Below are 25,999 nucleotides of genomic sequence, written 5' to 3'. Positions count from 1 at the left end.
CGGTGATCAGAACTGCATCGTGTCCGTGTCGCAGTTCGCCCGCACGTACTGGGTCGCCGCGACCGTCGCCGGGTGCTCGTCGCCGAGCACCTTGCGGAACGACGCGACCGTGCGGGCGTGCAGCACCGCCGACTCGTTCTCCTCGCCGAGCGCGTCGAGGTCGATCGCGAGGTTCAGCGCCACCGCGAGGGTCGACGGGTGCTCGGCGCCCAGCACGCGGGTCGACCGCTCCAGCGTGTCCTCGTCCATCTCCCTGGCGGCGGTGTGGTCACCGGTCGCGGCCAGGTCGCTCGCCAGGTTGGTGGCGGCCACGAGGGCGAACGGGTGATCGGCGTCGAACACCCCGATCAGCTTGGTGTGCATCTCCCGGTCGACCGCCAGCGCCTCGGCGACCTCGCCGCGCAGGCGCAGCGTCACCGCCAGGTTCAACCCCGCGATCAGCGTGTAGGGGTGGGAGCCGCCCTGGAAGCGCTGGAACGCCTCGTAGCTGCGCCGTGCCTCGAGGAGCGAGCCGTCGAGGTCGCCCAGGTGCCGCAGGTCCGTGGCCAGGTTCATCCGCGCCGTGATCGTGTCGGTGTGCTGCTCGCCGTGCCGGCGCCGGTACCGGATCAGGCAGTCCTCGGACAGCCCCTTCGCCCGCTCGTGCTCACCGGCCTTCCGCAGGGCGACAGACAGGCTGCGGGTCGCGCCGATGACCCGCGGGTGGTCGTCCCCGAACAGCTCGCGCTGAACCACCAGCGCCTCGTCCTGGAGCCTCGCCGCCTCGACGTACTCGCCCAGCTCGCGCATGTCCATGTAGATGCTGTTGCCGCTGGCCAGGGTGGAGTGGTGGGTCGGCCCCAGGGCGGCGGTCCGGCGGAGCAGGTTCAGCTCGTCGATCGTCAACGCCTGCCGGTAGTCGCCCATGAGGCGGAACGAGCTGGCCAGGTTGTTGGCGTAGGTCAACGTCATGGGGTCGTCGACGCCGAGGATCTGCACGGCGCGGTCGTAGACCTGTTGGCGCATGTCCAGCTCCTCGGCGAACTGGCCCTGCGCCCGCCGGTCGAGGGCGATGGTGTCGAGCATGAGCAGCATGCTCTCGTGGTTGTCGCCGACGACCTCGCGGAACAGTTGGTGCGTGCGCTCGTTGAGCTGCTGGGCCTCCGCGAGGCGACCCAGCCGGCGCAGCGAGATGCCGTAGCGGCGGGTGATCTCCAGCGTGTCGAACTCGCGCTCCCCCAACGAGGTGCGCCAGGACTCCATGGCCTGGGCGGCCAGCTCCCGGGCCCCGTCGAAGTCGCCCGCGCTGAGCAGGTAGCGCACGAGGTTGATGACGAGTCCGCGCACCCAGCGGTCCGGGCAGTCGACCGCGCGCGACACCAGCGCGTGCGGCAGGAGTTCGGCGTAGCGGGGCCAGTTGTCGGCCGACTCCGGGTCCAGCGGGTCGCCGTTGACCAGCAGCACGTGCACGGCGTGCCGCATCGCGTTCTGCTCGCTCTCGTCGAGCTGGTTCTTGAGGACCGTCTGCACCAAGCGGTGCAGTTGCAGGGCGTTGGCGCGGTGGTCGATCTTGGCGAGGCTGTAGCGGCTGATCTCGCGCACGGCGCGGCTGAGCTTGATGGGGTCGCGCAGCGCGTCGCCCAGCGAGTCGGGCACGGGTGCGTCGCGCACGCCGCGGAACAGCTGTTGGGAGATGGGTTCCGGGCCGAAGAAGGCGCACACCTGGAGCAGTTCCAGGGCGGCGCGGTGGTCGTGCTTGAGGCGGTTGAGCGGGACGTTCCACGCCGCCGCGACCGGGAGCTGGTCCTCGCTGGAGGTGCCCGACTCCAGGAGTTCCGTGCGGTTCTGGGCCAGCAGCTCCAGGTATTCGGACACCTGCATGCCGGTTTGGGCGCGCCACGCGGCGGCCTGCTCCACGGCCAGCGGGAGGTCGCCCAGGGCGTCGGCCAGGGCGTCGGCCTCGGCGTCGTCCAGGTCGCCGCCGCGGCGGTGCAGGAGTTCGACGCTCTCCTCGCGGGTGAACAGGTCGACCTCGACCGCGCGCGCGAAACCGCCCCACTCGCTGTTGCGGGAGGTGACGACGATGTGTCCGGTGCCGGCGGGGAAGTAGCGCCGGACGTCCTGCGGGCGGTCGGCGTTGTCGAAGACGAGCATCCACTTGCCGAACGGCGTGCCGAGGCGCAGCGCCTCCAGCACTGCCGGGACCGCCGTGTCGGCGGCGCTCGCGGCCGCCACGCCCAGTTTGTTGGCCAGTTCCACGAAGCTGGCCTTGATCTGCGCGTCCCGCTCCGCGGAGATCCACCACACGACCTCGTACTCGCTCGCGTGCCGGTGGATGTACTCCACCACGGTCTGGGACTTGCCGACGCCGCCCATGCCGTGCAGCGCCTCCGGCAGCACCGCGGTGGGGCCCGCCTCGCTCAGTCGCAGCCGCAGTTGTTCGAGCAGTTCGCCGCGCCCGACGAAGTCGGGGTTGCGCAGCGGGACGTGACCCCACACCTGCGGCTGTGTGGCGCCGGGCAGCCGTTCGCCGGTGAACAGTGGCGTTCCGGGAGAGGTCATGTCTTCTCCTTCGGACGGCTGGGGGCCGGCCGTGCGCGCGATCGGCTGGACATCCGTACTCGTCAAGTGGTGCTCCGCACTGGTTGAACTGTTCTCCCCGTCCGCGCCACCGGCCTCCGGCCGGTGGCGCGGAGGGCGGATCGAGGCACCGATGCGCTGGGATCTCCGCGCGTACGGTCCGGACAGCGCCCTGAAGACCGCTTCCTGGACCTTCAGGTAGGGGAGGTTCTCCGCCGAGGGTGCGAGGGCCTCGGTCTGGTCGGGTTCGTCGAGCGCCAGGCGGTAGTTGCGCAGCGCCTCGTTGCCGTCGCCGGCGTACTGGTCGAGCACGCGGGCGACGCGGGCGGTGTCGGATCGGCGCGAGGTGGCGAGGAGTTCCTCGCGCACCCCGGTGTTGAAGTCGTAGGCGACGGCGTCGGTGTCGCCGTCGGTGCCGGGCAGCCGCGTCATGAGGCCGCCGAGCATCACCTCGGCCAACGCGGACAGGTCGGAGCCGGGCAGCAGGACCCGCTGGACCAGGCCCATGAGCTGCGGGCTGAGCGGGGTGGCGGCGAGCAGACCGGCCAGGTGGAAGCCGTCCACGGAGGCGTAGGTGCGGAAGCGCAGCACGCTCTCGGCGGCGGACAGCTGCTCCTCGGCCAGGGGCACGGGCGCGGGTTCGGTCCGGGGGACGACGAGGGCCGCGGTGGTCTCGACCCACTCCGTGCCGGAGGTGAGGAGCCTGGCCCACTGGGTCATCCACTCGGCGGACAGGCCCAGGACCGGCACGGCGGTGGCGGGGGTGTCCGCGCCCGCGACGCGCAGCCGGTGGTTGGGCACGCCGGGGGCGGGCGCGGAGAGCTTCATGCGCCGGGTCGGCAGGCCGCCCCAGGACCACAGCCGTTGCGCGAGGGTCTGCACCACGGCCACCGGGACGTGGCGACCCCAGTGGTGCAGGACGTGGCCGACCGCGCCGCTGTGCCAGGCGCGGCCGATGGTGTCGGTCAGCACGAGCACGATGCGGTTCCCCGCCGGGTCGGCGAGGTACTGCCAGTCGTGCGTGGCGCCGCCCTCGGAGCGCAGGGCGACCTGCTCGGGGTCGGAGCCGGTGGAGTCGAGTTCGTAGGTGCGGACGTCGCGGAACGCGCCCTGGCGTTCGAGCAGGACGCGGAACTCGCGCACGGTCTGCCGCCAGATCTCGGCGGCCACCGTGGTGTCCACGACCAGGGCGACCTCGAAGCGCCGCCACGGCGCGTCGCGCCACTCGGGCAGCCAGAGGCGGTCCCGGGCGGCGCGTACGGCGGTGGCCTCCTCGTCGAGCACCTGCACGCGGGACGAGAGGTGGCGGCGCCCCAGCGGGCGCAGGGCGCGGCTGATCTGGCGGCGCTCGGGCAGCGCGGGCACGGTCGGCCACGCCGAGACGGCGCTGACCGCGCCGTTGAGGGTGATCACCGGGTCGGCACGGGCCATCGTGGTGGGCGTGGGCGTCCAGCGCTGCAGACCGGTGCGGTCGGGGTCCGGCCCGGGCTCGGCACCGGTCGGTTCGCTGGTGAGCGGCTCGTCCGGCGGTCCGTCGGCCGGTGCGGGGGGCTCGGGCGGTGCCGGGTCCTCGGCGGGTCGCCCGCGGGGCGGCGCGGTCGGTCGTGCGCCCGCAGCCGGCAGCCGCGGCAGGGTCGGGGTGGTGCGGACGAGCCACAACGAGTCGCGGACCTCGCGCAGGGTGAGGTCGGCGGTGCGCAGCTTCTCGACGCGGCTGTCGGTGGCGTCGAGGTGCTGGAGCAGCACCTCGCGGACCGGTGGCTCGCCGTGCGGTTCGCTCATCCGGCCTCCGCGGACAGCGGGTGCCAGATCGCCTTGAGCAGGTCGGTCCAGTCCTCGTCCTGCTGGTAGGCGCCCGAGGTCGCGAGGTGCACGGCGTTGAGCAACTGGTCGGCGGAGACGGTGCCGACGTCCTCGCGGTGGTGCAGGAAGTCGCCGATCAGGCGGCCGAGGTCCACGCCGTGGGCGTCGCCGAAGTGCACGGCGACCATCTGGCCGAGTTGCTCGCGGCCGGGCTGCGCGACGTGCAACCTGAGGCAGCGGCGGAGGAAGGCGGGCGGGAACTCGCGCTCGCCGTTGCTGGTGATGATCACGATCGGGAACTCGCGGCAGCGCACCAGGCCGTGCCGCACCGTCGCGGCGTGGCCCCGGTCGGCGGTGAGCACGTCGACCTCGGCGCGGTGCTTGGCGTGGCGGACGAGCTCCGGGATCTCGTACTCGCCCTCCTCGAAGACGTTGAGGAGGTCGTTGGGCAGGTCGATGTCGCCCTTGTCGAGTTCGTCGATCAGCAGCACGCGCGGCAGGTCGTGGGGGAGCAGGGCGGTGCCCAGCGGCCCGAGGTGGATGTAGTCGCCGATGCCCGAGTCGGGGTCCCCCGCGCCGACGGCCTGCACGCGCCCGATCGCGTCGTAGAGGTACAGCCCCTCCTTGAGGGTGGTCTTGCTGGTCACCGGCCAGCGCAGCACCGGGCCCAGGCCCAGCTCCCGGGCGACCAGGTAGGCCAGGGACGACTTGCCGGTGCCCGGCGCGCCGGTCACGAGCAGGGGCCTGCGCAGGCGGATGGCGGCGTTGACCATCGCGACCTCGTCGGGCTGCGGGGTGCGGGGGACGCTGCGCACGGCGCCGACGCGGCGGTCGCCCTCGCCGCCGTCGTCGGTGGGCCGCGAGGTGGTGCCGGTGCCCGTGAACGCGCGCCACGGCGGGGGCGGGGGCAGGTCGGTGATCGAGGTCCGCGCGACCCCGCCCGTGCCCTGGTAGACGAGTCCGTCGTTCATCCCGCAACCCCCTCCGGGGGCCCCGGTTGACTGGGCACGACGAGCCGGGTGGGGTCGTCGTAGAGGACCGTCAGCGCCTGGCCGACGTGGCGCCGCGCGGGGCCTTCCGCGAACGCCGTGGTCCGGGCCAACCGGACCCGTTCGAGCAGGTGGTGCTCGTCCTGGTCGTGGAGCAGCGACTCGACCAACCCGGTGAAGTCGGTCGAGCCGCAGTCGTCGCGGTGCCACAGGATCAGCGGCACCCCCGCCTTCACCCCGACGGCGACCTCGTCCCGCCCGATCGCCCCCCGCCGCGGTGGTTCCGACAGCACCAGCGACACCAGACCGCGCTCCCGGTTGAACCTCGACTGCAACTCGCGCAGGCCGTCCGGGGTGCACGACAGCCCGCGGCACGTCGCGCCGGGCGGCAGGCTCCCGGACCGGGTCAGCCGGTGGACCAGCTCGTCCCACCGCTGCCGCCACTCACGGTGGTACCGCCTCGTCGTCATCCGCTCCAGGCTCCGCACCACCACCGGGTAGCGGCACCCCATCGGCTGGGCCAGGAACGGGTCGTTCTCCCACGGCCACTGGTCCACGTCGAGGTTGAGGTTCTCGTAGTCCAGCACGAACTCGATCCGGATGTCCGGGCTGTACTGCGCCCAGTCGTCCTCGACCTTCTCGACCAGCGCCGCCACCGCGCGCTTGACCGCCTCCAGCGGCCCGACGACGTCCTCGCCGTGCAGCGGGGACCACGTGCGCTGGTCGCCGTCGAGCTGCCGCCAGTGGGACACCCGGTAGTGGTCGCCGGTCGGGCCCTCGCGGCTGATCCGCACCACCAGGTACGCGGGTGCGCCGACGGGCGGGGTGAGCGGTTCGGCGGTGTCCGGGCGCAGCCCTTCGCGGATCAGCAGCAGCTCGTCGAGCAGGTCCATGGCGCGTGCCCGCGCCTCGTTCCAGCGGTGCAGTTCGATCGCGAGTTCGGTCCGGACCTTCGCCGCGATGTGCTCCACGAATACCAACGGCCGCGGTATTCCATCCGGCCTGGCATTCAATGTTTCCAGAACTCGGAAGACCTCGTAATAGGTCGTCGGTCCGAACAGGCCGGGCGCGGTGGGGCCGGCGACGGCGCGGTAGATGTCCGCTATGTCGGGCACCACGACACCGGCCAGCAGTGTGAACAGTCGTGCCCGCTCGGTGGTCGGGAACAAGTCCAAGGGGGTGAGTTCGGCGACCAGGTGGCGCAATTCCACCATCGCGTGCGAGTCGGACTCGAACTTGGCCACGACCCGCACGAGCGCGGCGAGCCGCTCGGGGCTCTGCTGGCACACCTCGGCCAGGCTGAACAGGTGCCCTGTGGCCGTCGGGTGCTCCTCCACCGACAATGTTTCCCGCAATTCTGCGGACATCATGCGGACGACCAGGTTGCGACCGGCGCGGTCGGCCAGGGTGGGCACGCGGCTCAACGCGTCGACCAGGGGGATGAGCAGGCCCCGGCCGCCGTTGTCGTCAGCGTGGACCATGGAAGGTCCCCCGGTCGAGCGTTCCGTGCGCAGGTCGGCCTCCTGTCCGGGTGGTCGGTGCTCGCGCTCTTCTCGTTGCGGTTCGCGGTTCGCGGTTCGCTCCATGTTGTCGTGCTTCTAGCGTAGGAGTGGTCGAGTGCGACTTCGACATGCGATCCCGTGTCCCGTGGACGGGGAATAACGTAGTGGAGGGCGGGAACCGTCGGGCGCCGGCACTACGGATTCCCGTTCGTGTCGCATCAACCGGGTGATGGTGTCTCAGTGTCGCCCCGATGAGACGGCTATTCGACACGGATGGGTCAGACGGCGTCGGCGACGGCCTCGACCGCGCGACGTTCCGTTACGGGATTGCGTGGGTTGACGCGATAATTGCAGTGATCTAAATCACAGTCCTGTGTTGTGGGGTGGTGACCGCGCTCCACCGGTCGGGTGAGTGCCTACAGCTCCAGCCCGGTGAGCACCAGGACCCGCTGCTCGGTCAGGTCGTCCATCGCCGCCCGCACGCCCTCGCGCCCGGTGCCCGACTCCTTCACGCCGCCGTAGGGCATCTGGTCCGCCCGGAACGACGGGACGTCGCCCACGACCACCCCGCCGACCGCCAGGCGGGCCGAGGCGCGGAACGCCAGGCGGACGTCGTGGGTGAACACGCCCGCCTGGAGGCCGAAGCGGGAGTCGTTCACCCGGTCGAACGCCTCGTCGACGTCGCGCACCCGCTCCAGCACGACCACCGGGCCGAAGACCTCCTCGTCCACCACCCGGCAGCCCCGGGGGACGTCCGCCAGCACGGTGGGCGCGTGGTGGGCCCCGGCGCGGGTGCCGCCGGTGAGGACGCGCGCGCCCGCCGCCACCGCCTCGGCCACCCAGGACCCGACCCGCGCGGCGGCGGCCTCGTCGATCAGCGGACCGACGTCGGTGGCCGGGTCGGTGGGCACGCCCGTGCCCAGTCCCCGCACGCGCGCCACCACGGCACCCTCCAGCGCCTCGTACACGTCGGCGTGGGCGTACACCCGCTGCACGGAGATGCACGACTGCCCGCCCTGGTACATGGCGAACGTGGCGATCCGCGACGCGGCGAAGTCGAGGTCCGCGGCGTCCGCCCAGTCCGGGCACACCACGGCCGCCGCGTTGCCGCCCAGCTCCAGCACGACGTGCTTGCGCGGCACGCGGTCCAGGATCGAGTAGCCGACCGGGCCCGATCCGGTGAACGACACCACCGGCAGGCGCGGGTCCTCGGTCAGCCGGCCGGCGGCCTCGTTCGGCAGCGGCAGCACCGACCACGACCCGGCGGGCAGGTCGGTCTCCGCCAGCAGCGAGCCCAGCAGCAGGGCCACCAGCGGAGTGGTCGGGGCGGGCTTGACGACGATCGGCGCGCCGACCGCGAGCGCCGGGGCGACCTTGTGGGCCACCAGGTTCAGCGGGAAGTTGAACGGCGCGATGCCCAGGACGGGGCCGCGCGGCACCCGCCGGACCAGCGCCAGCCTGCCGTTCGCCGCCGGATCGGTGTCGAGGCGCTGGAGCTCGCCGGAGAACCGCCGCGCCTCCTCCGCCGCCCACCGGAACGTGGACACCGCCCGCGTCACCTCGACGCGCGACCACTTCACCGGCTTGCCGGACTCGGCGGTGATCAGCGACGCCACCTCGTCCGCCCGCTCCGCCAACCGCCGGGACACGTGGTCCAGCGCGGCGGCGCGCGCGTGCGCGGGCAGCGCGGCGAACCCGGCCGCCGCGGCGTGCGCGGCGGCGACCGCCCGCTCCACGTCCGCCGCCGTCGCGTTCGACGTGACGCCCGCGAGGGCGCCGTCGTGCGGCGTGCGGACCTCGACCCGGTCCTCGCCCGTCGAGGGGGAACCGGCCACCCAGTACGGCGTCGTCACGGCTGCATCGCTCCTTCGAGCACGTCGAGGCCCTCGGCCAGCACCTCGTCCGGGATGGTCAACGGGGGCAGCAGGCGCACCACGTCGCCGCGCGTGCCGCAGGTCAGCACGACGACGCCCGCCGCGTGGCAGCGCGCCGCGACCCGGGCGGCGGCCTCGGCGGAGACCAGCTCCACCGCCAGCATCGCGCCCCGGCCGCGCGCCTCGACGACGCCCGGCAGGGTGCGCAGGCGGGGCAGGACGGTCGCCTCGATCCGCCGGGCGGCGGCGTTCAGGTCCAGTTCGCGCATGGTGTCGATCGCGCCCAGGGCGGCGGCGCACGCGATCGGGTTGCCGCCGTAGGTGCCGCCGAGCCCGCCGGCGTGCACCGCGTCCAGCACCTCGGCGCGGCCGGTCACGGCGGCCAGCGGCAGGCCGCCCGCGATGCCCTTCGCCGTGGCCACCAGGTCCGGCACCACGTCCTCGTGGTCGCACGCGAACCACGACCCGGTGCGGCAGAACCCCGTCTGGACCTCGTCGGCGACCAGCAGCGCGCCGTGCTCGCGGCACCACGCGGCCAGCTCGCCCAGGAACCCCGGCGCGGGCACCACGAACCCGCCCTCGCCCTGGATCGGCTCGACCACCACGCACGCCACCTCGTCGGGACGCTCCACCGCCGCCACCGCCCGGCGCGCCGCCCCCGGACCCGGCAGGCCGTCGTGCAGCGGGTAGGAGCCGGGCACCCGCCGCACGCCCGGCGCGAACGGCCCGAACCCCTGCTTGTAGGGCACCTCCTTGGCGGTCAGCGCCATCGCGAGGTTCGTGCGGCCGTGGTAGGCGTGGTCGAACACCACCACACCCGGCCGCCCGGTCGCGTGCCGGGCGATCTTCACCGCGTTCTCCACGGCCTCCGCGCCCGAGTTGAGCAGCACGGACCGCTTCTCGTGCGCGCCCGGCGTCAGCTCCGCCAGCCGCTCGCACACCTCCACGTAGCCCTCGTAGGGCGTGACCGTGAAGCAGGTGTGGGTGAACCGGTCCACCTGCTCGTGCACGGCCGCCGCGACGCGCGGGGCGGGGTTGCCGACCCCGGTCACCGCGATGCCGGACGCCAGGTCGATCAGCCGGTTGCCGTCCACGTCGACCAGCAGCCCCGGCTCGGCGTGGTCCACGAACACCGGCAGCGTCGAGCCCACGCCCGCCGCCACGGCGCCCTTGCGGCGCTCGCCCAGCTCGCGGGAGCGGGGGCCGGGGATCTCGGTGCGCAGTCGTGCCACGCCACCAGCATCGCCCCGCCGGGACTCCCTGGCCACTGGCCACCCGGGACAGTGGGGTGTACACAGTGTCGATGTCGTTGACGGTGGGCGCGCTGGCCCGCGAGGTCGGGTTGACCGTGCTGGTGGACGCGGGGCTGGACCGCGAGGTCACCTGGGTGCACAGCACAGAACTGGCCGACCCGGCGCCGTTCCTGGAGGGCGGCGAGCTGCTGCTCACCACGGGGCTCGCGCCGGGACCGCACGACGAGTACGTGCGCCGGCTCGTCGCGGCGGGGGTGTCGGGCCTGGGCTTCGGCACCGGGCTGAGCCACGAGGAGGTGCCCGCCGGCCTGGTGCGCGCCGCTGCCGGGGCCGGGCTGGCGCTGCTGGAGGTGCCGCGCGCCACGCCGTTCATCGCGATCGGCAAGGCCGTGGCGAGGTCGGCGTACGCGGCGGTCGCCCGGGTCGACCGGGCGCAGCGGGTGCTGACCAGGGCTGCCGTCGAGACGGGGGCCGCCGGGGTGGTCGAGGCGCTGGCCCGGCTCGTCGGCGGCGCGGTCGTGCTGCTCGACGCGGTCGGCGAGCGCGTGCACGTGGTGGGCGACCCGCCGGACCTGGGCGGGGTGGTGCGCGGGGCGGGCGGTCCGGCGAGCGCGACCTGGTGGGAGGGGGAGCGGCAGGTCGGCGTGCAGGCGCTGGCCGGGCGCGGGCACCTGGCGGTGGCGGCCCCGGTCCTGGACGCGGGCGTGGTCAACGTCGCCGCGTCGTTGCTCGCGCCGGTGCTCGCGCGGGCGGCCGAGGTCGAGGCGGTGCGCCGGGAGTTGGGGTTCCGGCTGCTGCTGGCCGGTGTCGTGGTGGACGGGCTGCCCGAGCCGCCGTTCCGCGTGTTCGTGCTGCGCGGCGCGCCCGCCGAGCCCCCGGGGTTCCGGGCCGAGGTGGACGGGCGCACGGTCGTGCTGGCGCACGAGGTGGACGTGCCGGCCGCCGCGTCGCGCCCGGTCGGGCCCACCGAGGTGGCCCGCGGCTACCGGGAGGCGCTGCGCGCGCTGGAGGAGGGCGTGGACCGGTTCGAGGACGTGGCCGCGGCCGGGCTGCTGGCGCCCGGCGCGGCGGCCCACGCGGAGGCGCTGCTCGCGCCGCTGGACGACGTGCTGCGCGAGACGCTGCGGGTGTGGCTGTCCTGCCACGGCCAGGCCGATCCCGCCGCCGCCCGGCTGGGCGTGCACCGGCACACCGTGCGCAACCGCGTGCGCCGCGCCGAGCGGCTGCTCGGGCGCCCGCTGGACGCGGCCGGTACCCGGGCCGAGCTCTGGCTGGCACTGCACGCCGCGCAGTAGGCCCCGGCCCCGCGACCGTCCTACCCGGGGGATCACCTCGGCGCGCCCGCGTCCCGCGACCTTCGTCGCCGCCGTCCTGACCGCCTCCGCCGCCCTGTTCGCCGCCGCGTGGACGTGCCCACCGCCACCCTGCCGCCGACCGGCACCACCACACCGCCGACCAGTCCCCGCTCGCCCCCGGCACCCTGAAGGACGATCTGTGCCGAACCACTCGAACGTGTGGTTTCCGGTATGGGTCCGACCGACTCGATGTCACCCGGACGGGTGTTTACGTAAGGTTCTTCCCGATCGGTTTGCCGAACCAACGGGTGATTTGGAAGCGCTTCGAGACGGGTACGCGGTCTCGAAGCGGTGAATGTGGTGGCCGGTCCGGGCGGGGCGCGGTAACTTCCGCCGTTCCGAGGGTCGGCGTCGACGCGGTGGAGGATCGACCGGATGTGGGACGGTGACCTGACCGGCGAGGTGATCGGCGGCAGGTACGCCCTGGGCACCCTGTACGGCTCCGGCGGCATGGCCGAGGTGTACCGGGCGAGGGACGTGGAACTCGACCGCAAGGTCGCGGTCAAGTTCTTCCTGGGCCAGGCGGCCGACGAGGACCGCATCCGCCTCGACCGCGAGGCGCGGGTGCTGGGCGAGCTGAGCTGCCCCGGCCTGGTCGAGGTCTACGACACGGGCGTGCACCGCGACCGGCCGTACTTCGTCATGCAGCCGGTCGAGGGCGGCACGCTGCGCCGCCGGATGCGCGAACCCCTCGCGCCCGCGGTCGTGGCCCACGTCGGCGCGCAGGTCGCGGGAGTGCTGGCCCACGTGCACGACCACGGTGTCGTGCACCGCGACGTGAAGCCGTCGAACATCCTGCTCGACCCGACCGGGCGGCGCGCGTACCTCGCGGACTTCGGCCTCGCGCTCCAGGCGCAGGTGACCCGGGTGACCCGCTCCGGGGTCCTGGTCGGCACCGCCGGCTACCTCGCGCCCGAGCAGGTGCGCGGTGCCGACGTGTCGCCCGCCTCCGACGTCTACGCGCTCGGCCTCGTGCTGCTGGAGTGCCTGACCGGCCGCCCCGAGTACCCCGGCGGCGACACCGAGGCCGCGTTGGCCCGGCTGCACCGCTCGCCGCGCGTCCCGGCGGACCTGCCCGACCCGTGGCCGGCGGTGCTCACCGCCATGACCGCGCCCGAACCGGCCGACCGGCCCACCGCCGCCGAGTGCGAACGCCTGCTCACCCTGGCCGAGCGCGGCAGCGACGGCGTCCCGCCGCTGACCGCCCCCGGCGCCGGGGGCGCGCGGCCCAAGTCCGGCCCCGCCGCGCACCGCCTGCGCCGACCGGCCAACCGGGTGCTGCTGGGCGGTGCGGCGGCGGCCGCGGCGGCCCTGGTGGCGCTGACCGCGGTGAACCTGCTGGGCACGACCGGACCCGAGGGGGAGGTCGGCCACCCCGGCGGGGGAGTGGCCCCCACGAGCGTGCGCGAGGTCGCCGTGGTCCCGCCCGCCACCGACGGCACCACGCCCGACGACGGCGACCCGGCCCGCGCCCAGGACCCGGCCCGCGCCCAGGACCCGACCGGTGCCGACGACCCCGCGGGCGCCGACGACCCCGCGGGCGCCGACGACCCGGCCGGTACCGGCGCCACCCCGTCGGCGCCCGCGCCCGGGTCGCCTCCCACGACGGTCGTGGGAGCGGTGCCCACCACGCCGGCCGCGCAGGGGGCCCCGCAGACCGGGGCGCCGCCCACGGGCAGGGCGGAGCGGACGGCCAACCCGAGCTCCCCGGTGGTCCCGCCGGGCAGGAGCAGGGGCAACGAGAACAGCCAGGGGTGAACCGGCGCCGGCCGGATCAGCGCAGGGCGGGCAGCAGTTCGCCCTTGGCGAAGTCCAGGAACTCCTGCTGGTGGTCGCCGCCGATCTGCACCAGCGCCAGGTCGGTGAACCCGGCCTCGCGGAACTCCGCCACCGCCTCGACGATCGGCTCGACGTCCGGCCCGCACGGGATCTGCCCCGCCACGTCCTCCGGTCGCACGAACTGCGTCGCGCCCGCGAACCCGGCCGGGCCCGGCAGCTCGGCGTTGACCTTCCAGCCGCCCGCGAACCAGCGGAACTGGTCGTGCGCCCGCGCCACCGCCCGGTCCCGGTCGGGGTCCCAGCAGATCGGCAGCTGCCCGATCTTGCGCGACCCCCTGCTCTGGAAGACGTCCCACTCCTTGCCCAGCTCGGGGTTCGGCTCGGTGGACACCATCGCGTCCGCAATCGGTGCGAACGTGCGCACCGACTGCGAGCCCGACACCGCCACCGCGATGGGCACGCGCTGGTCGGGCAGGTCCCACAGCTTCGCCGAGTCCACCCGGAAGTGGTCACCCGAGTAGTTGACGTACCCGCCGTCGAACAGCATCGAGATGATCTCCACGGCCTCGCGCAGCAGCTCGTGCCGCACGTTCACCGGAGGCCAGCCGCGGCTCACGACGTGCTCGTTGAGGTTCTCGCCCGCGCCCAGGCCGAGGGTGAACCGGTTGTCCGACAGCAGTTGCACGGTCGCGGCCTTCTGCGCCACCACGGCCGGGTGGTAGCGCATCGTCGGGCACGTCACGTACGTCATCAGCTCGACCCGCCGGGTGGCCTGGGTGACCGCGCCCAGCACGCTCCACGCGTACGGCGCGTGCCCCTGCTCGTCCAGCCAGGGCGAGTAGTGGTCGCTCATCACCTCGAAGTCGAAGCCGGCCTGCTCGGCCAGCGCGGCGTGCCGGACCAGGTCACGGGGCCCGGCCTGCTCGGTCATGAGGGTGTAGCCGATCCGCACGGTTCCTCCTACGCCATGGGCAGGTCGGTGAGGTCCGCCCGCAACCGGTCGAGTTCCTCGTAGACTGCCGACGCGCCGGCCTCCCGCAACTCGGCCTCGCCGAAACCACCCGTGCGCACGCACACCACGGGCAACCCGGCCCGCCGGGCGGCCTCGCAGTCCCACACCGAGTCGCCGATCACCACGGCCCGCCCGTCGCCACCGACCCGGCCGAGGGCCACCTCGATCAGGTCGGGCGCGGGCTTGCTCGCCTCGACGTCGTCGGAGGACGTGGACACCACGTCGGGCGCGTCGATCAGCTTCACGTAGCGGTCGACGTGCCCGCGCTTGCCCGAGCTGGCCAGCACCACGGCGAAGTCCTGCTCCAGGGCGGCGGAGACCAGGCGGTGCGCGCCCTCCAGCGGGCGGACCTCGTCCAGCATCGGCTCGAACTCGGCCTCCCACGCCGCCCGCAGGTCGTCGCCGCGCTCGCGCTCCACGTGCTCGCCGGCGACGGCGGCGACCAGCTTGTCCCCGCCCATCCCGATGGCGCGGTGCAGCCGCCACGTGGGGATCGTGATGTCGAAGCGGCGGAAGGCGCGGAACCAGGCGACCGCGTGGTGGAAGTTGGTGTCCACCAACGTCCCGTCGACGTCGAGGACCAGCGTGTTGGTCATTGACCCGGGTTAACCCGACCGGAGCACGGGCAAACCGCCCCGGTCGGCCTCCCCGGATCGGCCTCGGGTCGGTCTCCCCGGGTCAGCCGACGTCGTCCAGGAAGTCCTCGATCAACCGGGCCCAGGCGGCGGGCGCCTCCACGGCCGGGGCGTGGCCGCTGTCCAGCTCGGCCCACCGGGCGCCCGGGACGAGGTCGGCCAGCCGGCGCGTGGTGGCGGGCGTGATCATCCGGTCGTGCTTGGTGCCGATGACCAGCGTCGGCACGTCCAGCGCCGGCAGCTCGCCGGTCAGGTCGATCCGCTCCACCAGGTCCACCTGCTCGGCCGAACCGGGCGGGACGGTCAGCGCGACCAGCTCCAGGAACCCGTCGAGCTGCTCGGCGGTCATCCGCCGCCGCGTGGGCTCGCCCACGGCGGCCGGCACGAGGAAGCGGGCGAGGTCGGCCCGGTCGCCGGCCAGCAGGCGCCGCCACTCCCGCATCCGGACCCGGGTCTCGTCGTCGATGCGCGCGAACCCCGCTGTGAGCACCAGGGCGCTCACCCGTTCGGGGTACCGCAGGGCGAGGTTCACCGCCACCGCGCAGCCCATCGAGAACCCGACCACCGCGAACCGCTCCTCGCCGTCGGCCGCGACGACGAGCCGGTCGGCCAGGTCGTCGAGCCGCAGCGGGCCGGTCGCGCGCGGGGTCGTCCCGGAACCGGGGAAGTCCACCGCGTGGACCTTGCGCTTGCGGGACAGCATCGGGATGAGCGGGCTGAAGTTGGCCCGGACGGTACCGCCGGCACCGTGGGCGAGGAGGAGTGCGGGAGTCACCCGGTCGATTGTGCCGGGCGCCGATGACGTAGCGCCCACACCCGCGCGCGGAGCGCGCTCCGCGGCCGGTCCGGCCGCGGCCTCAGGCCGGTGGGCCGACGTACACGCGGATGGCCGTGCCGCTGCCGCCCGTGTGCACCCGGACGAGGTCGCACAGCAGGTTGACCAGCATCACGCCGTAACCGCCGGGCGTGTGGGCGCCCGGGTTGTTCCGGCCGACCATCGGGTCGGTCAACCTGCCCGCGTCGCGGACCTCGCACACCACCACGCCGCCCTCCCGCCACACCAGCAACGTGCCCGAGCCGCCCGCGTGGACCACGCTGTTCGTGGTCAGCTCGTTCACCGCGAGCACCAGGTCCTCGACCTGGTCGGCGGACAGCCCGGTCGCGTTGGCGAACCCGGCGACCAGCCGCCGCGCGTCGGCCAGCGAGTCCAGGTCGAACCGGCGCGCGGTGGCGTCCGCGGGCGGCTCGGGCAGCGGCCGGTTGAACTCCTCGGCGGTGAGGAACGGCTCCCGGTACCCGGTGCTCGACCTGCGCCGCCCGTCCTCCACCACCGTCAGGTGGGTGGTCTCGACCTCGCGCACGACGTGCGGGGCCAGGGCGGTCGCGTCGTAGGGGCACAGCATCCAGGCCGGGCGGTCCTCGAACGCCGTGTTGACCATGGCCTCGTGCTGCACGCACGCCGGGTACTCCAGCTCCGTGCGCTCCGGCCAGACCGCCTCGCCGACGATCCGCACCCGCGCGGCCGACGAGTTGTCGGCGAACGCCGCCAGCACGCCGGGCAGGATGCGGCCGGGGTTGCGCCCCGCCTGCTTCATGTCGAGGAACTCGACGCGGTCGGCCTCCGCGCCCAGCGCGCCCCGCAGCAGCGCGATGCCCCGCTTCGGCACGGCGACCAGCACGGGCTCGCCCGCGTTCAGGCCGTCGCGCACGAACGGCACCGCTCCCGCGAGGTACTGCTCGTCGTCGCGGTACAGCAGCGCCTCGTGCGCGAAATCGACCACCGGGCAACCTCCGGACGGTGTGGGTCAACCCGTCCAGTATCACCCCCGGTGATCCCGGCCGAGCGGACGGTGCAGGCAGACCCGCGTGTCCGGGTCGAGCCCGCGTGCCGCTTCCGCCGCCACGACCGCGCGCAGACCGGGAGACGGGTCGGTGACCTCGCGGAACCCGAGCCGCCGGTAGTAGGGCGCGTTCCACGGGATGTCCCGGAAGGTGGTGAGGGTGAGCGCGGTGAGGCCTCGTTCGGCGGCCCACCGCCCGACCTCGTCGAGCAGGGCCGCGCCGATGCCGCGCCGGGCGTGGCCCGGGTAGACGCTGACCTGCTCCACGTGCGCGGCGCCCTCGACTTCCGCCACGGCGACCCAGGCGACCGGGTGCGGGTCGACCGCGACCCACACGCGCAGGTGCTCCAGGGTGCTCAGCGGCATCGGGTCGTCGTCGGCGACCTCCGGCATGCCGTGGTCGCGGAAGGGTTCGCCGGAGGCGCGTTCGACCTCGGGCAGCAGCGGCAGTTCGTCCGGGCGGGCGGGGCGGATGTCCACCCCGGGATGATCAGCCGGCGGTCAGGTTCTGCTCAACCTCGTTCGCGAGGGCTTCCAGGAAGCGGGCGGCGAACTGCTCGTCGGGGCAGCCGTCCACGGTCAGCTCGGCCACGCTGCCCGCCGCACCCGCCAGCGACACCCGCAGCTCGCCCCGGCAGCCCTCGTCGGCCAGCGGTTCCCAGGTCAGCAGCAGCCGGTCGTAGTCGGCGGCCAACTGCACCTGGCGCTGCCCCTCGTCCACGCTCCCGCCCCCGCGCAGGATCAGCACGTCGTCGGAGCGCCCGACCACCTCGTGGGGGCCGGGCAGCCACGACGCCAGCCGCGAGGGGTCGGCGGCGGCGTTGAAGACCAGGTCGGGCAGGGCGGGGACGTCTCGTCGGGCGTGGATGGTCACGACCTGTCGGTTACCCCGTTCGGCGCGCCGCACACCGGGTAACCGGGCGCCATGACGACAGCCGAGGAGCCGGTGGACCCGGACGAACTGGCCGAAGAGGCGCCCATCGACCCCACGCCCCAGGAGGTGGACGAGTACCGGGAGGCGATCGGCGACGACCCGGCCCCCTCCTGACCCGAGAGTCCAAACCCCCCGGGCCCCGAGAGTCCGACGTCCGGGCTCAGGGAGTTCCACACCCAGGTCGGATCGGCGGTGACGCGATGTTCCTGGACGTAGAACCCGGATGTCCTGGACGTTGGACTCTCGGGACCGGACGTCGGACACTCGGGTCAGGGAGTGGCGCTGCCCGGTTCGGTCAGGGTGCGCATCGCGCGGGCCTTGAGCGGGTCGGGGAGGGCGCGGCTCGTCGCGGCCTGGACCTTGTTGCGCAGGGAGCCGGCCACCACGTGGTCCTTGCCCGCCATCAGCGCGTCGAAGCCCTCGCGCGCCACGTCCGCCGGGTCGTCCTTCGGACCGGTCGCGATCTTGGTGTCCTCCATCCCCGCGCGGCGGAAGAAGTCCGTGTCCGTCGGACCCGGCATCAGCGCGGTCACCGTGACGCCGCTGTCGCGCAGCTCCTCGCGCAGCGACTGCGCGAACGACGCCACGAACGCCTTCGACGCCGCGTACACGGAGTGGAACGGACCGGGCCCGGTCGCCGCCACCGATGAGGTGAACAGCACCCGTCCGGTACCGCGCTCCACCATCGGCGGCACGAGCCGCTTGGCCAGGTGCACGGCCGAGGCGATGTTCAGGTCCACCACCCGCAGGTGCGCGCGCAGGTCGCTGTCGTCGACGAAGTCGCCCCCGACGCCGACACCCGCGTTCACGGCGAGCGCGTCCACCGGCCGCCCGAGGTGCTCGACCACCGCCACCAGGTCCTCGTTGCCGTCGTACGAGGCCAGGTCGGCGCGCACCGCCTCCACCCGCGCCCCGTCGGTCGACAGCTTCCGCGCCACCTCTTCGACGGCCGGGTTCTCCGCCGCCACGACGAGGTCGAAGCCCTCGGCCGCGAACACCCTCGCCAACTCCAGCCCGATGCCGCTCGACGCGCCCGTCACCACTGCCAGCGGTCGGTTCTCCGTGGTACCCATGAAGCACGATTACCCTGAGTCAAGTCACCCAATCCGGTTTCACTCGTACTCACAGTGGGCACCCCCCACTGCCACTCAGAAGCGATAGGCGGTGACGGATGCCCGGAAGACGAGCCCAGGTGGGTGTGCTCGACGTCGGGTGTTTCAGCGCTCATCTCGTGGTGGTGGACGGTTCGCCCTCGCGGCCGGTCCTCTCGCACAAGACCCGACTCAGGCTCGACCGGCTCCTCGACCGGCACAACCGGGTGGTCCCCGAAGGCGTGGACAAGGTGGTGGCCGCCGTGCGCGCGGTCCGCGTCATCGCCGAGCGCGAGGGCGTCACCGACGTGGTGCCGTTCGCGACCTCCGTGATCCGCGACGCCCCCAACGCCGACGAGGTGATCGCCGAGGTCGCCCGCCGCACCGGCACGGTGCTGCGCGTGCTGCCCGGCCACGAGGAGGCCCGCCTGGCGTACGTGGCCGCGCGCCACTGGTTCGGCTGGGGCGCCGGCCCGCTGCTGGTGCTCGACGTCGGCGGCGGCACGGTCGAGGTCGCCGCGGGCGATGGCGGCACGCCGACGTTGACCCGGTCGCTGCCGCTGGGCGCCCGCACGCTGACCCGCCGGCTCGTCGTCGACCGCGACGAGGTCCTGGAGCGGGTTCGCGCCGCCCTGGACGACGTGGTCGTCGACGTGTCCCCGGCGGACCACCGGGCGGTGGCCTGCTCGAAGGTGTTCCAGCAGTTGGCCCGCCTCACCGGCGCGCGCCCCCAGCACGAGGGGCCGTACGTGCCGCGCTCGCTGCGCCTGGACGACCTGCGCCACTGGGTGCCGAGGCTGGCCCGGGTGCCCGCGCCGAAGCGCGCCCGGCTGCCGGGCATCTCGCGGCACCGCGCCGAGCAGTCGCTGGCCGGGGCGCTGGTGGCCGAGGCGCTGATGGTGGCCACCGACCACGACGTGGTGGAGATCTGCCCCTGGTCCACCAGGGAGGGGCTGCTGCTCGAACTGGGCGCGCAGGCCGATGACGAGTACAGCCGGGTGGCATGAGGGGAACGGCGATGCTGGCGCTGTCGGTCGAGGCCCATCGGACGGGGTGCGCGGTGGTGGTGGCGACCGGGGAGCTGGACCTGGCCGGAGCGCGCCGGGTGCTCGACAAGCTGGACCGCCTGGTCACCGAGGGGCGGGACCGGATCGTGCTCGACATGTCCGGTGTCGCGTTCTGCGGCGCCCAGGCGATGAGCGCGCTGGTGCGCACGCGGGCCAGGGCGCAGCGCGCCGGCGGCTGGCTGCGGCTGGCCGCCGTGCCGCCGCACGTGCGGCGCGTGTTCGAGCGCACCGACCTCGACCGGCTGTTCCCGCGCTACCCGGACGTGGGGTCGGCGGCCACCGGTCGTGCCGTTTCGCCGCCGCCGGCGCGGGTAGCCGAGCCGGGACCACCGTCCCAGGCGAGGTGACCCAGGAGGCTTGCGCATGAGCACCACCACGCACGTGCCGCACCCGGTGCGCGCGGCGGCGATCGCGGTGTCGGTCGTGTTCCTGCTCGTGGGGGTGCTCGGGTTCGTCCCGGGGATCACCGCCCACCTGGACCGGATCGCGTTCGCCGGACCGGACTCGGGGGCGCACCTGCTGGGCGTGTTCCACGTGTCCGTGCTGCACAACCTGGTGCACCTGCTGTTCGGCGCGGTCGGCCTGCTGGCGGCGCGCACCGTGCCCGGCGCGCGCGGCTTCCTGATCGGCGGCGGCGCGGTGTACCTGGTGCTGTGGTTCTACGGGCTGGTCGTGGACAAGGGCAGCGCCGCCGACTTCGTCCCGCTCAACGCCGCCGACGACTGGTTGCACCTCGGGCTCGGCGTGGGCATGGTCGCGCTCGGCCTCGGCCTCAAGAGCAGTCCGGTGGCCCGCAGTGCGTGAGCGGTTCGCGTCGGCGTTCCGCGCGGTGGCCCGGGCCCGCGGCGGCGCACGCGCCTTCCACCCGCGTGGGCGGTGGTGCGCGGGCACCCTGACCGCCACGTTCGACCCGGCCCTGCCACTGCCCGAGGGGGCCACCGAGGTGGCCGTGCGACTCTCCAAGGGCGCGGGCACCCCCGGTGGGCTGCCCGACGTGCTCGGGATGGCGTTCCAGCTGCCCGGCCCGTGGGACGTGCTGCTGTCCACGTCGTCCGCCCGCGTCGTGCCCAGGCCCGCCCGCACCTGGTCGAGTGCCCGCTACGGCAGCGTCACGCCGTTCCGCTCGAACGGCCGGGTCGTGTGGCTCGCGGCCGTTCCCGAGCCGGGGCAGACCGGGGCGGCCGACCTCGACGCGATGCCCGACGCGCTGCGGTTCGGGCTGGAGGTGAGCGGCCCGTGGCGGCCGGTCGGCACGCTGGTCGTGCGCCCCTGCACCGAGGCCGTCGGCCCCCCGGCGTTCGACCCGGTGCACAACCTGCCCGCGGGCGTCGAGCTCGCGCCGGCCGCGCTCGCGCGTCTGCGCGACTGGGCGTACCGGGGGAGCAGGAGCGGGCGCGGTGCCCTGATCGAGTGAGCTGTTTACCCTGATCAGGCGACCCTTCCAGGAGCGTGGCGGGCCCCATGCCCGGGTAGACGTGGTGCATGACGAGGACCCGTCGCGAACCACGCCCCGGACCCCGCCGGGCACGGGCCCGCTCGACCCGGGTCCTCACCGCCTGCCTCGCGGCGGGAGCCCTGCTCCTCGCGGGCGCGGGCCGCGGCACCGGGCAGTCCGAGGGCACCGGGCAACCCGAGGGCACCGTGCTGGGCATCGGCAAGCCCGGCGCGGTGAAGGACAGCTACATCGTCGTGCTGCGCGACGACGCGGCCACCGCGCAGCAGACCCAGTTCCTGTCCGGGCAGCTCGGCGTCCGCTACGACGGCGAGGTCCGGTACACGTACACCGCGACCGTCCGCGGCTTCTCCGTCACCATGCCCGAGGAGCGGGCCCGCCTCCTGGCCGCCGACCCGGCGGTCGAGTACGTCGAGCAGGACGCCGTCGCGCGCGCCACCGGCACGCAGGACGACCCGACGTGGGGCCTCGACCGCGTCGACCAGGAGAAGCTGCCGCTGGACTCGAAGTACACCTACCCGAACACCGCGCCGGACGTGACCGCGTACGTCATCGACACCGGCGTCCACAAGGCGCACGCCGACTTCGGCGGCCGGGCCGTCGACGGCTACGACTTCATCGACGACGACTCCACCGCCCAGGACTGCAACGGCCACGGCACGCACGTCGCGGGCACCATCGGATCGGCCACCTACGGCGTGGCCAAGGGCGTGAAGCTGGTCGGTGTGCGGGTGCTCGACTGCCAGGGTTCCGGGCAGTGGTCGCAGATCATCGCCGGCGTGGACTGGGTGGCGCGCGACGCGTCCGGGCCCGTGGTGGCCAACCTGAGCCTCGGCGGCGCCGCCGACTCCACTGTGGACAGCGCGGTCAAGCGCCTCGTCGCCGCGGGCGTGACCACCGTCGTGGCGTCGGGCAACGACAACCGCGACGCCTGCTCCTCGTCCCCGGCGCGCACGCCCGAGGCGATCACCGTCAACGCGACGGACAGCTCGGACGACCGCTCCGAGTTCTCCAACTACGGCTCGTGCACGGACATCTTCGCGCCGGGCACGGGCGTCACCTCGACGTGGAACAACGGCGGCACCCGGGCGATCAGCGGCACCTCGATGGCCACGCCGCACGTGGCGGGCGCGGCGGCGCTGTACCTGTCGGCCAACCCCTCGGCCGCCTCGGCGACGCCCGCCGCGGTCGTCAAGGCGCTGACCGACAACGCCAGCGCCGGTGTCGTGCGGGGCCCCGGCTCGGGGTCGCCGAACAAGCTGCTCAACACCGCGTTCATCGGCGGTGGCGACGACCCCGCGTGCGAGGGCGGTGCCAACACCGAGGACGTGGCGATCCCGGACGCGGGCGAGGCGGTGACGTCGTCGATCACGATCTCGGCCTGCGCCGGGCGCGGCACGGCGTCGACGCCGGTCGAGGTCGACATCGCGCACCCGTACACGGCGGACCTGGCCGTCGACCTGGTGGGGCCGAGCGGCGCGGTGTTCCCCCTGCGGGGGGCGGGCGGGCCCAACTCGTCCGACGGCATCCACGAGACGTTCACCGCGGACACCTCGGCGGAGGAGCGCAATGGCACGTGGAAGCTGCGGGTGAAGGACGTCCACACCTACGACACCGGCGTCATCGAGGGCTGGTCGATCAGCTTCTGAGTGCCCGCCCCCGCGGAGGAACCGATGTCGCGCCGACCGGTGGTCCTCCACCTGTCCACCACCGACGTCGTGCGGGACCCGGGCCCGGGCTCACCGAGCAACTGCTCAACACCCGCCGCGAGTCGTACGTCCGGACCGCGCGAGTCGTACGTCCAGGTCGCGCGAGTCGTACGTCCAGGTCCGATGAGTCCTACGCTCAGGACGCCTGAGTTCTTCACCCGCGAGTAGGCAACGAGCCTGAACGTAGAACTCGGCAGTCCTGAACGTACGACTCGGCAGTCCTGAACGTACGACTCGCGCGACCTGAACGTACGACTCGCGCGGTCTGGACGTACGACTCGCGGGAGGGGGGTCAGACCTGCTGGGGCAGGTGGTCGAGTCGGGCGAGTCGGCTTTCCACCCGGGCCGCCAGGACGTCGCGCCGCTGGGAGCGGAACAGCCCCGCCGCCTCCACCCAGGCAGCGCGCGCCTCGTCGGGCCTGCCCAGGGCGGCCAGCGGGTGGCCGATGCCCTCCAGGGCCTCGGCCGCGCCGTAGGTGTGGTCCAGTTCGCGGAACAGGCCGAGCGCCTCCTGGTAGCACTCCAGGGCCTGCTCGTGCCGACCGGCGCTCCGGGCGATGTAGCCGAGGCTGTCCAGCGTGGCCGCGACGCCGTTGCGGTCGCCGTGCGCCCGGTGCAGGGCCAGCGCCGCCCGGCAGTGCTCGGACGCCCGGTCCGGCACGTCGAGCAGCGCGTAGTACCAGCCCACCATGTTCAGCGCGACCGCCTCCCGCGCCCGGTTGTCGCCTGCCCGCAGCACGTCGAGCGCCTTGAGGCTGTGCTCCAGTGCCCGCGGCACGTCGTCGTGCAGCTCCCACGCCCACGCCAGCGCGATGTGCGTGTGCGCCAGCAGGAACCCGTCACCGGTGGCCCCGGCCAGCGCGACGGCCCGGTCCAGGTGGCGCATCGCCTCCTCGTGCCGGTGCACCTTGGCGTGGGCGAAGCCGACGTTGCGGTGCACCAGGACGCGGGTCGCCGGGTCGGGGTCCCGGTCGGCCGCGGCCAGCGCGCCCCGCCACAGCCGCAGGTTGTCGTGCAGGTGGCCGCGGCGCACGTGGAACGACGTCATCACCATCGCCAGCTGCCACACCACCGTCCACCGGCCGAGCGCGGCGGCCGTGTCCTGCACGGCCAGCAGGCAGCCGTGCTCGGCGTCGAACCAGGCCACCGCGGCCAGGTCGTCCGCCAGCGGCAGCGGGTGGCAGCCCGGCGCGGGCGGTGCCACGTCCACCGGTGTCGCGGCGGGGTCGAGCGCCCGGTGCCCGGTGTGCGCGGTGTGCAGGTAGAAGTCCACGACCCGGTGCAGCGCGGCGTCGAGGTCGGCCGGGTCGAGGTCGCGCCGCGCCGTTTCGGCGGCGTAGCGGCGCACCAGGTCGTGCATCCGGTACCGGCCGCGCGCGTCACGGGCCACCAGCGACGCCTGCTCCAGGTCGCGAAGCACGGCCAGCGCGCGGCACGGCTCCAGGCCGGTGAGGTTCGCCGCGGCGTGCTGGTCGATGTCCGGCCCGGGGGCGAGGCCCAGCAGCCCGAACGCGGTCGCCTGCTCGGCGGTCAGCGCGCGGTGCGACCAGGACAGCACGGTGGTGATGCCGGCCGCCGGGTCGTCGTCCAGCGCCCGGAGGCCCAGGTCGCGCAGTTCGGCGGCGAGCGCGCCCAGCGGGACGTCCGGCTTCATCCGCGCCCGCGCCGCGATGACGCTCAGCGCCAGCGGCAGGCCGCCGCACAGCCGGACCAGCTCGTCCACCGCGCTCGCCTCGGCCGCCGTCCGGGCCGGGCCCAGCCGGGTGGCCAGCAGCCGCCGCGCCTCGTCGTCGCCGAGCACGTCGAGCGCCACGTGCTCCGCGCCGTGCCCGGAGATCAGGCCGCTGAGCTGGTTGCGGCTCGTCACCAGCACCAGGCACGAGTCGGTGCCCGGCAGCAGGGGGGCGACCTGCGCGGTGTCCACGGCGTTGTCCAGCACGATCAGCAGCCGCCGGTCCGCCACCAGCGACCGGAACAGCGCGCCCTGCGCGTGCGGAGCCACCGGGACGCGGCCGGGTTCCACGCCCAGCGCGTCCAGGAAGCCCCTGATCGCGACGGACGGGTCCATCGGCTGCCGGTCCGGGCCGAACCCGCGCAGGTCCACGAACAGCTGGCCGTCCGGGAAGCGTGAGGCGTAGCGGTGGGCCCAGTGCAGCGCGAGCCACGTCTTGCCGATGCCGCCCGACCCGGCGATGGCCGAGATGACCACCGTCCGCGACGACCGGTCCAGGTTCTCGTCCAGCGCGGCCAGCTCGTCGTGCCTGCCCACGAACGACGTCGGCGCGGCCGGCAGCTGGCGCGGCGTCACGACGGGCAGGACGGGCGCGGGGGGCGCGGCGGTCGGCGCGGGGCGGGGCGGGGCGGGCAGCAGCGCGGGGTCGGCGTTGAGGATGCGCCGGTGCAGCTCCCGCAGCGCCGGGCCGGGGTCCGCGCCCAGCTCGGAGACCAGGCGCACGCGGAACCGCTGGTAGTGCTCCAGCGCGTCGGCCGCGCGACGCCCCCGGTACAGGGCGAGCAGGTACTGCCCGGCGACCCGCTCGTCCAGGGGGTGCTCGGCGGCCCGCAGCGACAGCTCCGCCACCAGCTGCTCGCCCTGCCCCAGCCGCAGCCGCACGTCGGTCAGGTCGCACTCCACGACGAACCGCTCCTGGTGCAGCCGGTCGCGCTCGGCGGCGGCCCACGCGCTGCCCAGCCCGGTCAGCGCCTCGCCCCGCCACACGCCCGCGGCGGCGGCCAGCAGCTCGTGCGCCCGCGCGTCGTCACCGGCGGCGGTCATCGCCCGGGACCTCAGGTCCCGGAACCGGTGCAGGTCCACGGCGGTCCGCTCGGCGACCAGCGCGTAGCCGCCGGACCGGCGCACCAGGCTCACGGTCCCGCCCAGCACCTGCCGCAGCCGCGACACGTAGCTCGACAGCGTCGCCTGCGCCCGCCTCGGCGGGTCGGCGCCCCACACCCGCTCCACCAGGCGGTCCGCGGACACCACCTGGTCGACGTCGACGGCCAGCGCGGCCAGCACGCACCGCTGCCGCGCCGGTCCGAGGTCCACCGCACGGCCGTCCACGCGTGCCGCCACCTCGCCGAGCAGGCCGATCTCGACCGCCACAACACCCCCTGCGCTCCGGACCCCAGCCCACCTGCGCCCG

Annotated in this window: 21 protein-coding genes; 8 read left to right on the top strand and 13 right to left on the bottom strand. The window is 74.3% G+C overall.

Features of this window, described 5'->3' with window-relative positions:
• Positions 1-6 precede the first annotated feature (6 nt).
• From fxsT to gabT, 5 genes are all read right to left on the bottom strand, one after another.
• Positions 7-4,341 (bottom strand): FxSxx-COOH system tetratricopeptide repeat protein, encoded by a 4,335-nt coding sequence (fxsT, locus tag CKY47_RS16855; protein WP_306746768.1) that lies wholly within the window; start codon positions 4,339-4,341, stop codon positions 7-9.
• Complete coding sequence (locus CKY47_RS16850; protein WP_306746767.1) at positions 4,338-5,333, bottom strand: AAA family ATPase; 996 nt, start codon at positions 5,331-5,333, stop codon at positions 4,338-4,340. Before CKY47_RS16850 ends, fxsT begins: the two co-directional genes overlap by 4 nt.
• The gene (locus CKY47_RS16845) at positions 5,330-6,832 is read right to left on the bottom strand and encodes a VMAP-C domain-containing protein (RefSeq protein WP_306746766.1); all 1,503 of its coding nucleotides are present in this window, start codon (positions 6,830-6,832) and stop codon (positions 5,330-5,332) included. The genes CKY47_RS16850 and CKY47_RS16845 overlap by 4 nt, the downstream gene beginning before the upstream one ends.
• A gap of 437 nt (positions 6,833-7,269) precedes the next feature.
• Complete coding sequence (locus CKY47_RS16840) at positions 7,270-8,706, bottom strand: aldehyde dehydrogenase family protein (RefSeq protein WP_306746765.1); 1,437 nt, start codon at positions 8,704-8,706, stop codon at positions 7,270-7,272.
• A complete protein-coding gene (gene gabT / locus CKY47_RS16835) occupies positions 8,703-9,959 on the bottom strand; it encodes a 4-aminobutyrate--2-oxoglutarate transaminase (protein ID WP_306746763.1) in 1,257 nt (418 codons plus the stop codon). Before gabT ends, CKY47_RS16840 begins: the two co-directional genes overlap by 4 nt.
• A gap of 71 nt (positions 9,960-10,030) precedes the next feature.
• Here gabT and CKY47_RS16830 point away from each other — a divergent pair, with 71 nt between their 5' ends.
• Together CKY47_RS16830 and CKY47_RS16825 are read left to right on the top strand one after the other, a co-directional pair.
• Entirely contained in the window at positions 10,031-11,275 is a 1,245-nt protein-coding gene (locus tag CKY47_RS16830) for a PucR family transcriptional regulator (protein ID WP_306746762.1), read from the top strand.
• Between the two features lie 435 nt (positions 11,276-11,710).
• Complete coding sequence (locus CKY47_RS16825) at positions 11,711-13,093, top strand: serine/threonine-protein kinase (protein WP_306746761.1); 1,383 nt, start codon at positions 11,711-11,713, stop codon at positions 13,091-13,093.
• A 16-nt stretch (positions 13,094-13,109) separates the two neighbouring features.
• Here CKY47_RS16825 and CKY47_RS16820 read toward each other — a convergent pair whose 3' ends face one another.
• The 6 genes from CKY47_RS16820 to CKY47_RS16795 all read right to left on the bottom strand — a co-directional run bounded on the left by CKY47_RS16820 (position 13,110) and on the right by CKY47_RS16795 (position 17,476).
• Positions 13,110-14,066 carry an LLM class F420-dependent oxidoreductase gene (locus tag CKY47_RS16820; protein WP_306746760.1) on the bottom strand — a complete coding sequence of 319 codons (957 nt, stop codon included), beginning with the start codon at positions 14,064-14,066 and terminating at the stop codon, positions 13,110-13,112.
• An 8-nt stretch (positions 14,067-14,074) separates the two neighbouring features.
• The gene (locus tag CKY47_RS16815; protein ID WP_306746759.1) at positions 14,075-14,722 is read right to left on the bottom strand and encodes an HAD family hydrolase; all 648 of its coding nucleotides are present in this window, start codon (positions 14,720-14,722) and stop codon (positions 14,075-14,077) included.
• 82 nt (positions 14,723-14,804) lie between these two features.
• Complete coding sequence (locus CKY47_RS16810) at positions 14,805-15,536, bottom strand: alpha/beta fold hydrolase (protein WP_306746758.1); 732 nt, start codon at positions 15,534-15,536, stop codon at positions 14,805-14,807.
• Between the two features lie 82 nt (positions 15,537-15,618).
• Complete coding sequence (locus CKY47_RS16805; RefSeq protein WP_306746757.1) at positions 15,619-16,542, bottom strand: anti-sigma factor RsbA family regulatory protein; 924 nt, start codon at positions 16,540-16,542, stop codon at positions 15,619-15,621.
• A 39-nt stretch (positions 16,543-16,581) separates the two neighbouring features.
• A complete protein-coding gene (locus CKY47_RS16800; protein WP_306746756.1) occupies positions 16,582-17,082 on the bottom strand; it encodes a GNAT family N-acetyltransferase in 501 nt (166 codons plus the stop codon).
• A 10-nt stretch (positions 17,083-17,092) separates the two neighbouring features.
• Positions 17,093-17,476: an SRPBCC family protein gene (locus CKY47_RS16795; RefSeq protein ID WP_306746755.1), complete on the bottom strand. Its 384-nt coding sequence runs from the start codon at positions 17,474-17,476 to the stop codon at positions 17,093-17,095.
• Positions 17,477-17,527: 51 nt separating this feature from the next.
• Between CKY47_RS16795 and CKY47_RS16790 the strand changes: the two genes are divergently transcribed.
• On the top strand, positions 17,528-17,650 hold the full coding sequence (locus CKY47_RS16790; RefSeq protein ID WP_306746754.1) for a hypothetical protein: 123 nt from the start codon (positions 17,528-17,530) through the stop codon (positions 17,648-17,650).
• 155 nt (positions 17,651-17,805) lie between these two features.
• Here the strand turns inward: CKY47_RS16790 and CKY47_RS16785 are convergent, their stop codons facing one another.
• Positions 17,806-18,609, bottom strand: coding sequence for an SDR family NAD(P)-dependent oxidoreductase (locus tag CKY47_RS16785; RefSeq protein ID WP_306746753.1), 804 nt, complete (start codon positions 18,607-18,609; stop codon positions 17,806-17,808).
• A 98-nt stretch (positions 18,610-18,707) separates the two neighbouring features.
• Here CKY47_RS16785 and CKY47_RS16780 point away from each other — a divergent pair, with 98 nt between their 5' ends.
• The 5 genes from CKY47_RS16780 to CKY47_RS16760 all read left to right on the top strand — a co-directional run bounded on the left by CKY47_RS16780 (position 18,708) and on the right by CKY47_RS16760 (position 22,796).
• Entirely contained in the window at positions 18,708-19,634 is a 927-nt protein-coding gene (locus tag CKY47_RS16780) for a Ppx/GppA family phosphatase (protein ID WP_306746752.1), read from the top strand.
• Positions 19,631-20,041 carry an STAS domain-containing protein gene (locus CKY47_RS16775; protein ID WP_306746751.1) on the top strand — a complete coding sequence of 137 codons (411 nt, stop codon included), beginning with the start codon at positions 19,631-19,633 and terminating at the stop codon, positions 20,039-20,041. Before CKY47_RS16780 ends, CKY47_RS16775 begins: the two co-directional genes overlap by 4 nt.
• 16 nt (positions 20,042-20,057) lie before the next feature.
• Positions 20,058-20,498, top strand: a complete 441-nt coding sequence (locus tag CKY47_RS16770) for a DUF4383 domain-containing protein (protein ID WP_306746750.1) — start codon at positions 20,058-20,060, stop codon at positions 20,496-20,498.
• Positions 20,491-21,108: a hypothetical protein gene (locus CKY47_RS16765; protein WP_306746749.1), complete on the top strand. Its 618-nt coding sequence runs from the start codon at positions 20,491-20,493 to the stop codon at positions 21,106-21,108. Before CKY47_RS16770 ends, CKY47_RS16765 begins: the two co-directional genes overlap by 8 nt.
• 68 nt (positions 21,109-21,176) lie before the next feature.
• A complete protein-coding gene (locus CKY47_RS16760) occupies positions 21,177-22,796 on the top strand; it encodes a S8 family peptidase (protein ID WP_306746748.1) in 1,620 nt (539 codons plus the stop codon).
• A 352-nt stretch (positions 22,797-23,148) separates the two neighbouring features.
• Here CKY47_RS16760 and CKY47_RS16755 read toward each other — a convergent pair whose 3' ends face one another.
• On the bottom strand, positions 23,149-25,959 hold the full coding sequence (locus CKY47_RS16755) for an AfsR/SARP family transcriptional regulator (protein WP_306746747.1): 2,811 nt from the start codon (positions 25,957-25,959) through the stop codon (positions 23,149-23,151).
• Between the last annotated feature and the right edge of the window lie 40 nt (positions 25,960-25,999).

Origin of the sequence: Saccharothrix longispora (assembly GCF_030852425.1) — a bacterium.
GTDB lineage: Bacteria > Actinomycetota > Actinomycetes > Mycobacteriales > Pseudonocardiaceae > Actinosynnema > Actinosynnema longispora.
The sequence above is the reverse complement of the archived record's forward strand: the minus strand, read 5'-3'. Positions and strand labels throughout refer to the sequence as shown.

Coding starts and splice junctions, on each gene's coding strand:
- fxsT (WP_306746768.1), bottom strand. CDS start 4,341: ATGAGCGAACCGCACGGCGAGCCACCGGTCCGCGAGGTGCTGCTCCAG.
- CKY47_RS16785 (WP_306746753.1), bottom strand. CDS start 18,609: ATGGGTACCACGGAGAACCGACCGCTGGCAGTGGTGACGGGCGCGTCG.
- CKY47_RS16825 (WP_306746761.1), top strand. CDS start 11,711: ATGTGGGACGGTGACCTGACCGGCGAGGTGATCGGCGGCAGGTACGCC.
- CKY47_RS16780 (WP_306746752.1), top strand. CDS start 18,708: ATGCCCGGAAGACGAGCCCAGGTGGGTGTGCTCGACGTCGGGTGTTTC.
- CKY47_RS16775 (WP_306746751.1), top strand. CDS start 19,631: ATGAGGGGAACGGCGATGCTGGCGCTGTCGGTCGAGGCCCATCGGACG.
- CKY47_RS16830 (WP_306746762.1), top strand. CDS start 10,031: ATGTCGTTGACGGTGGGCGCGCTGGCCCGCGAGGTCGGGTTGACCGTG.
- CKY47_RS16845 (WP_306746766.1), bottom strand. CDS start 6,832: ATGGTCCACGCTGACGACAACGGCGGCCGGGGCCTGCTCATCCCCCTG.
- CKY47_RS16815 (WP_306746759.1), bottom strand. CDS start 14,722: ATGACCAACACGCTGGTCCTCGACGTCGACGGGACGTTGGTGGACACC.
- CKY47_RS16760 (WP_306746748.1), top strand. CDS start 21,177: ATGACGAGGACCCGTCGCGAACCACGCCCCGGACCCCGCCGGGCACGG.
- CKY47_RS16770 (WP_306746750.1), top strand. CDS start 20,058: ATGAGCACCACCACGCACGTGCCGCACCCGGTGCGCGCGGCGGCGATC.
- CKY47_RS16790 (WP_306746754.1), top strand. CDS start 17,528: ATGACGACAGCCGAGGAGCCGGTGGACCCGGACGAACTGGCCGAAGAG.
- CKY47_RS16850 (WP_306746767.1), bottom strand. CDS start 5,333: ATGAACGACGGACTCGTCTACCAGGGCACGGGCGGGGTCGCGCGGACC.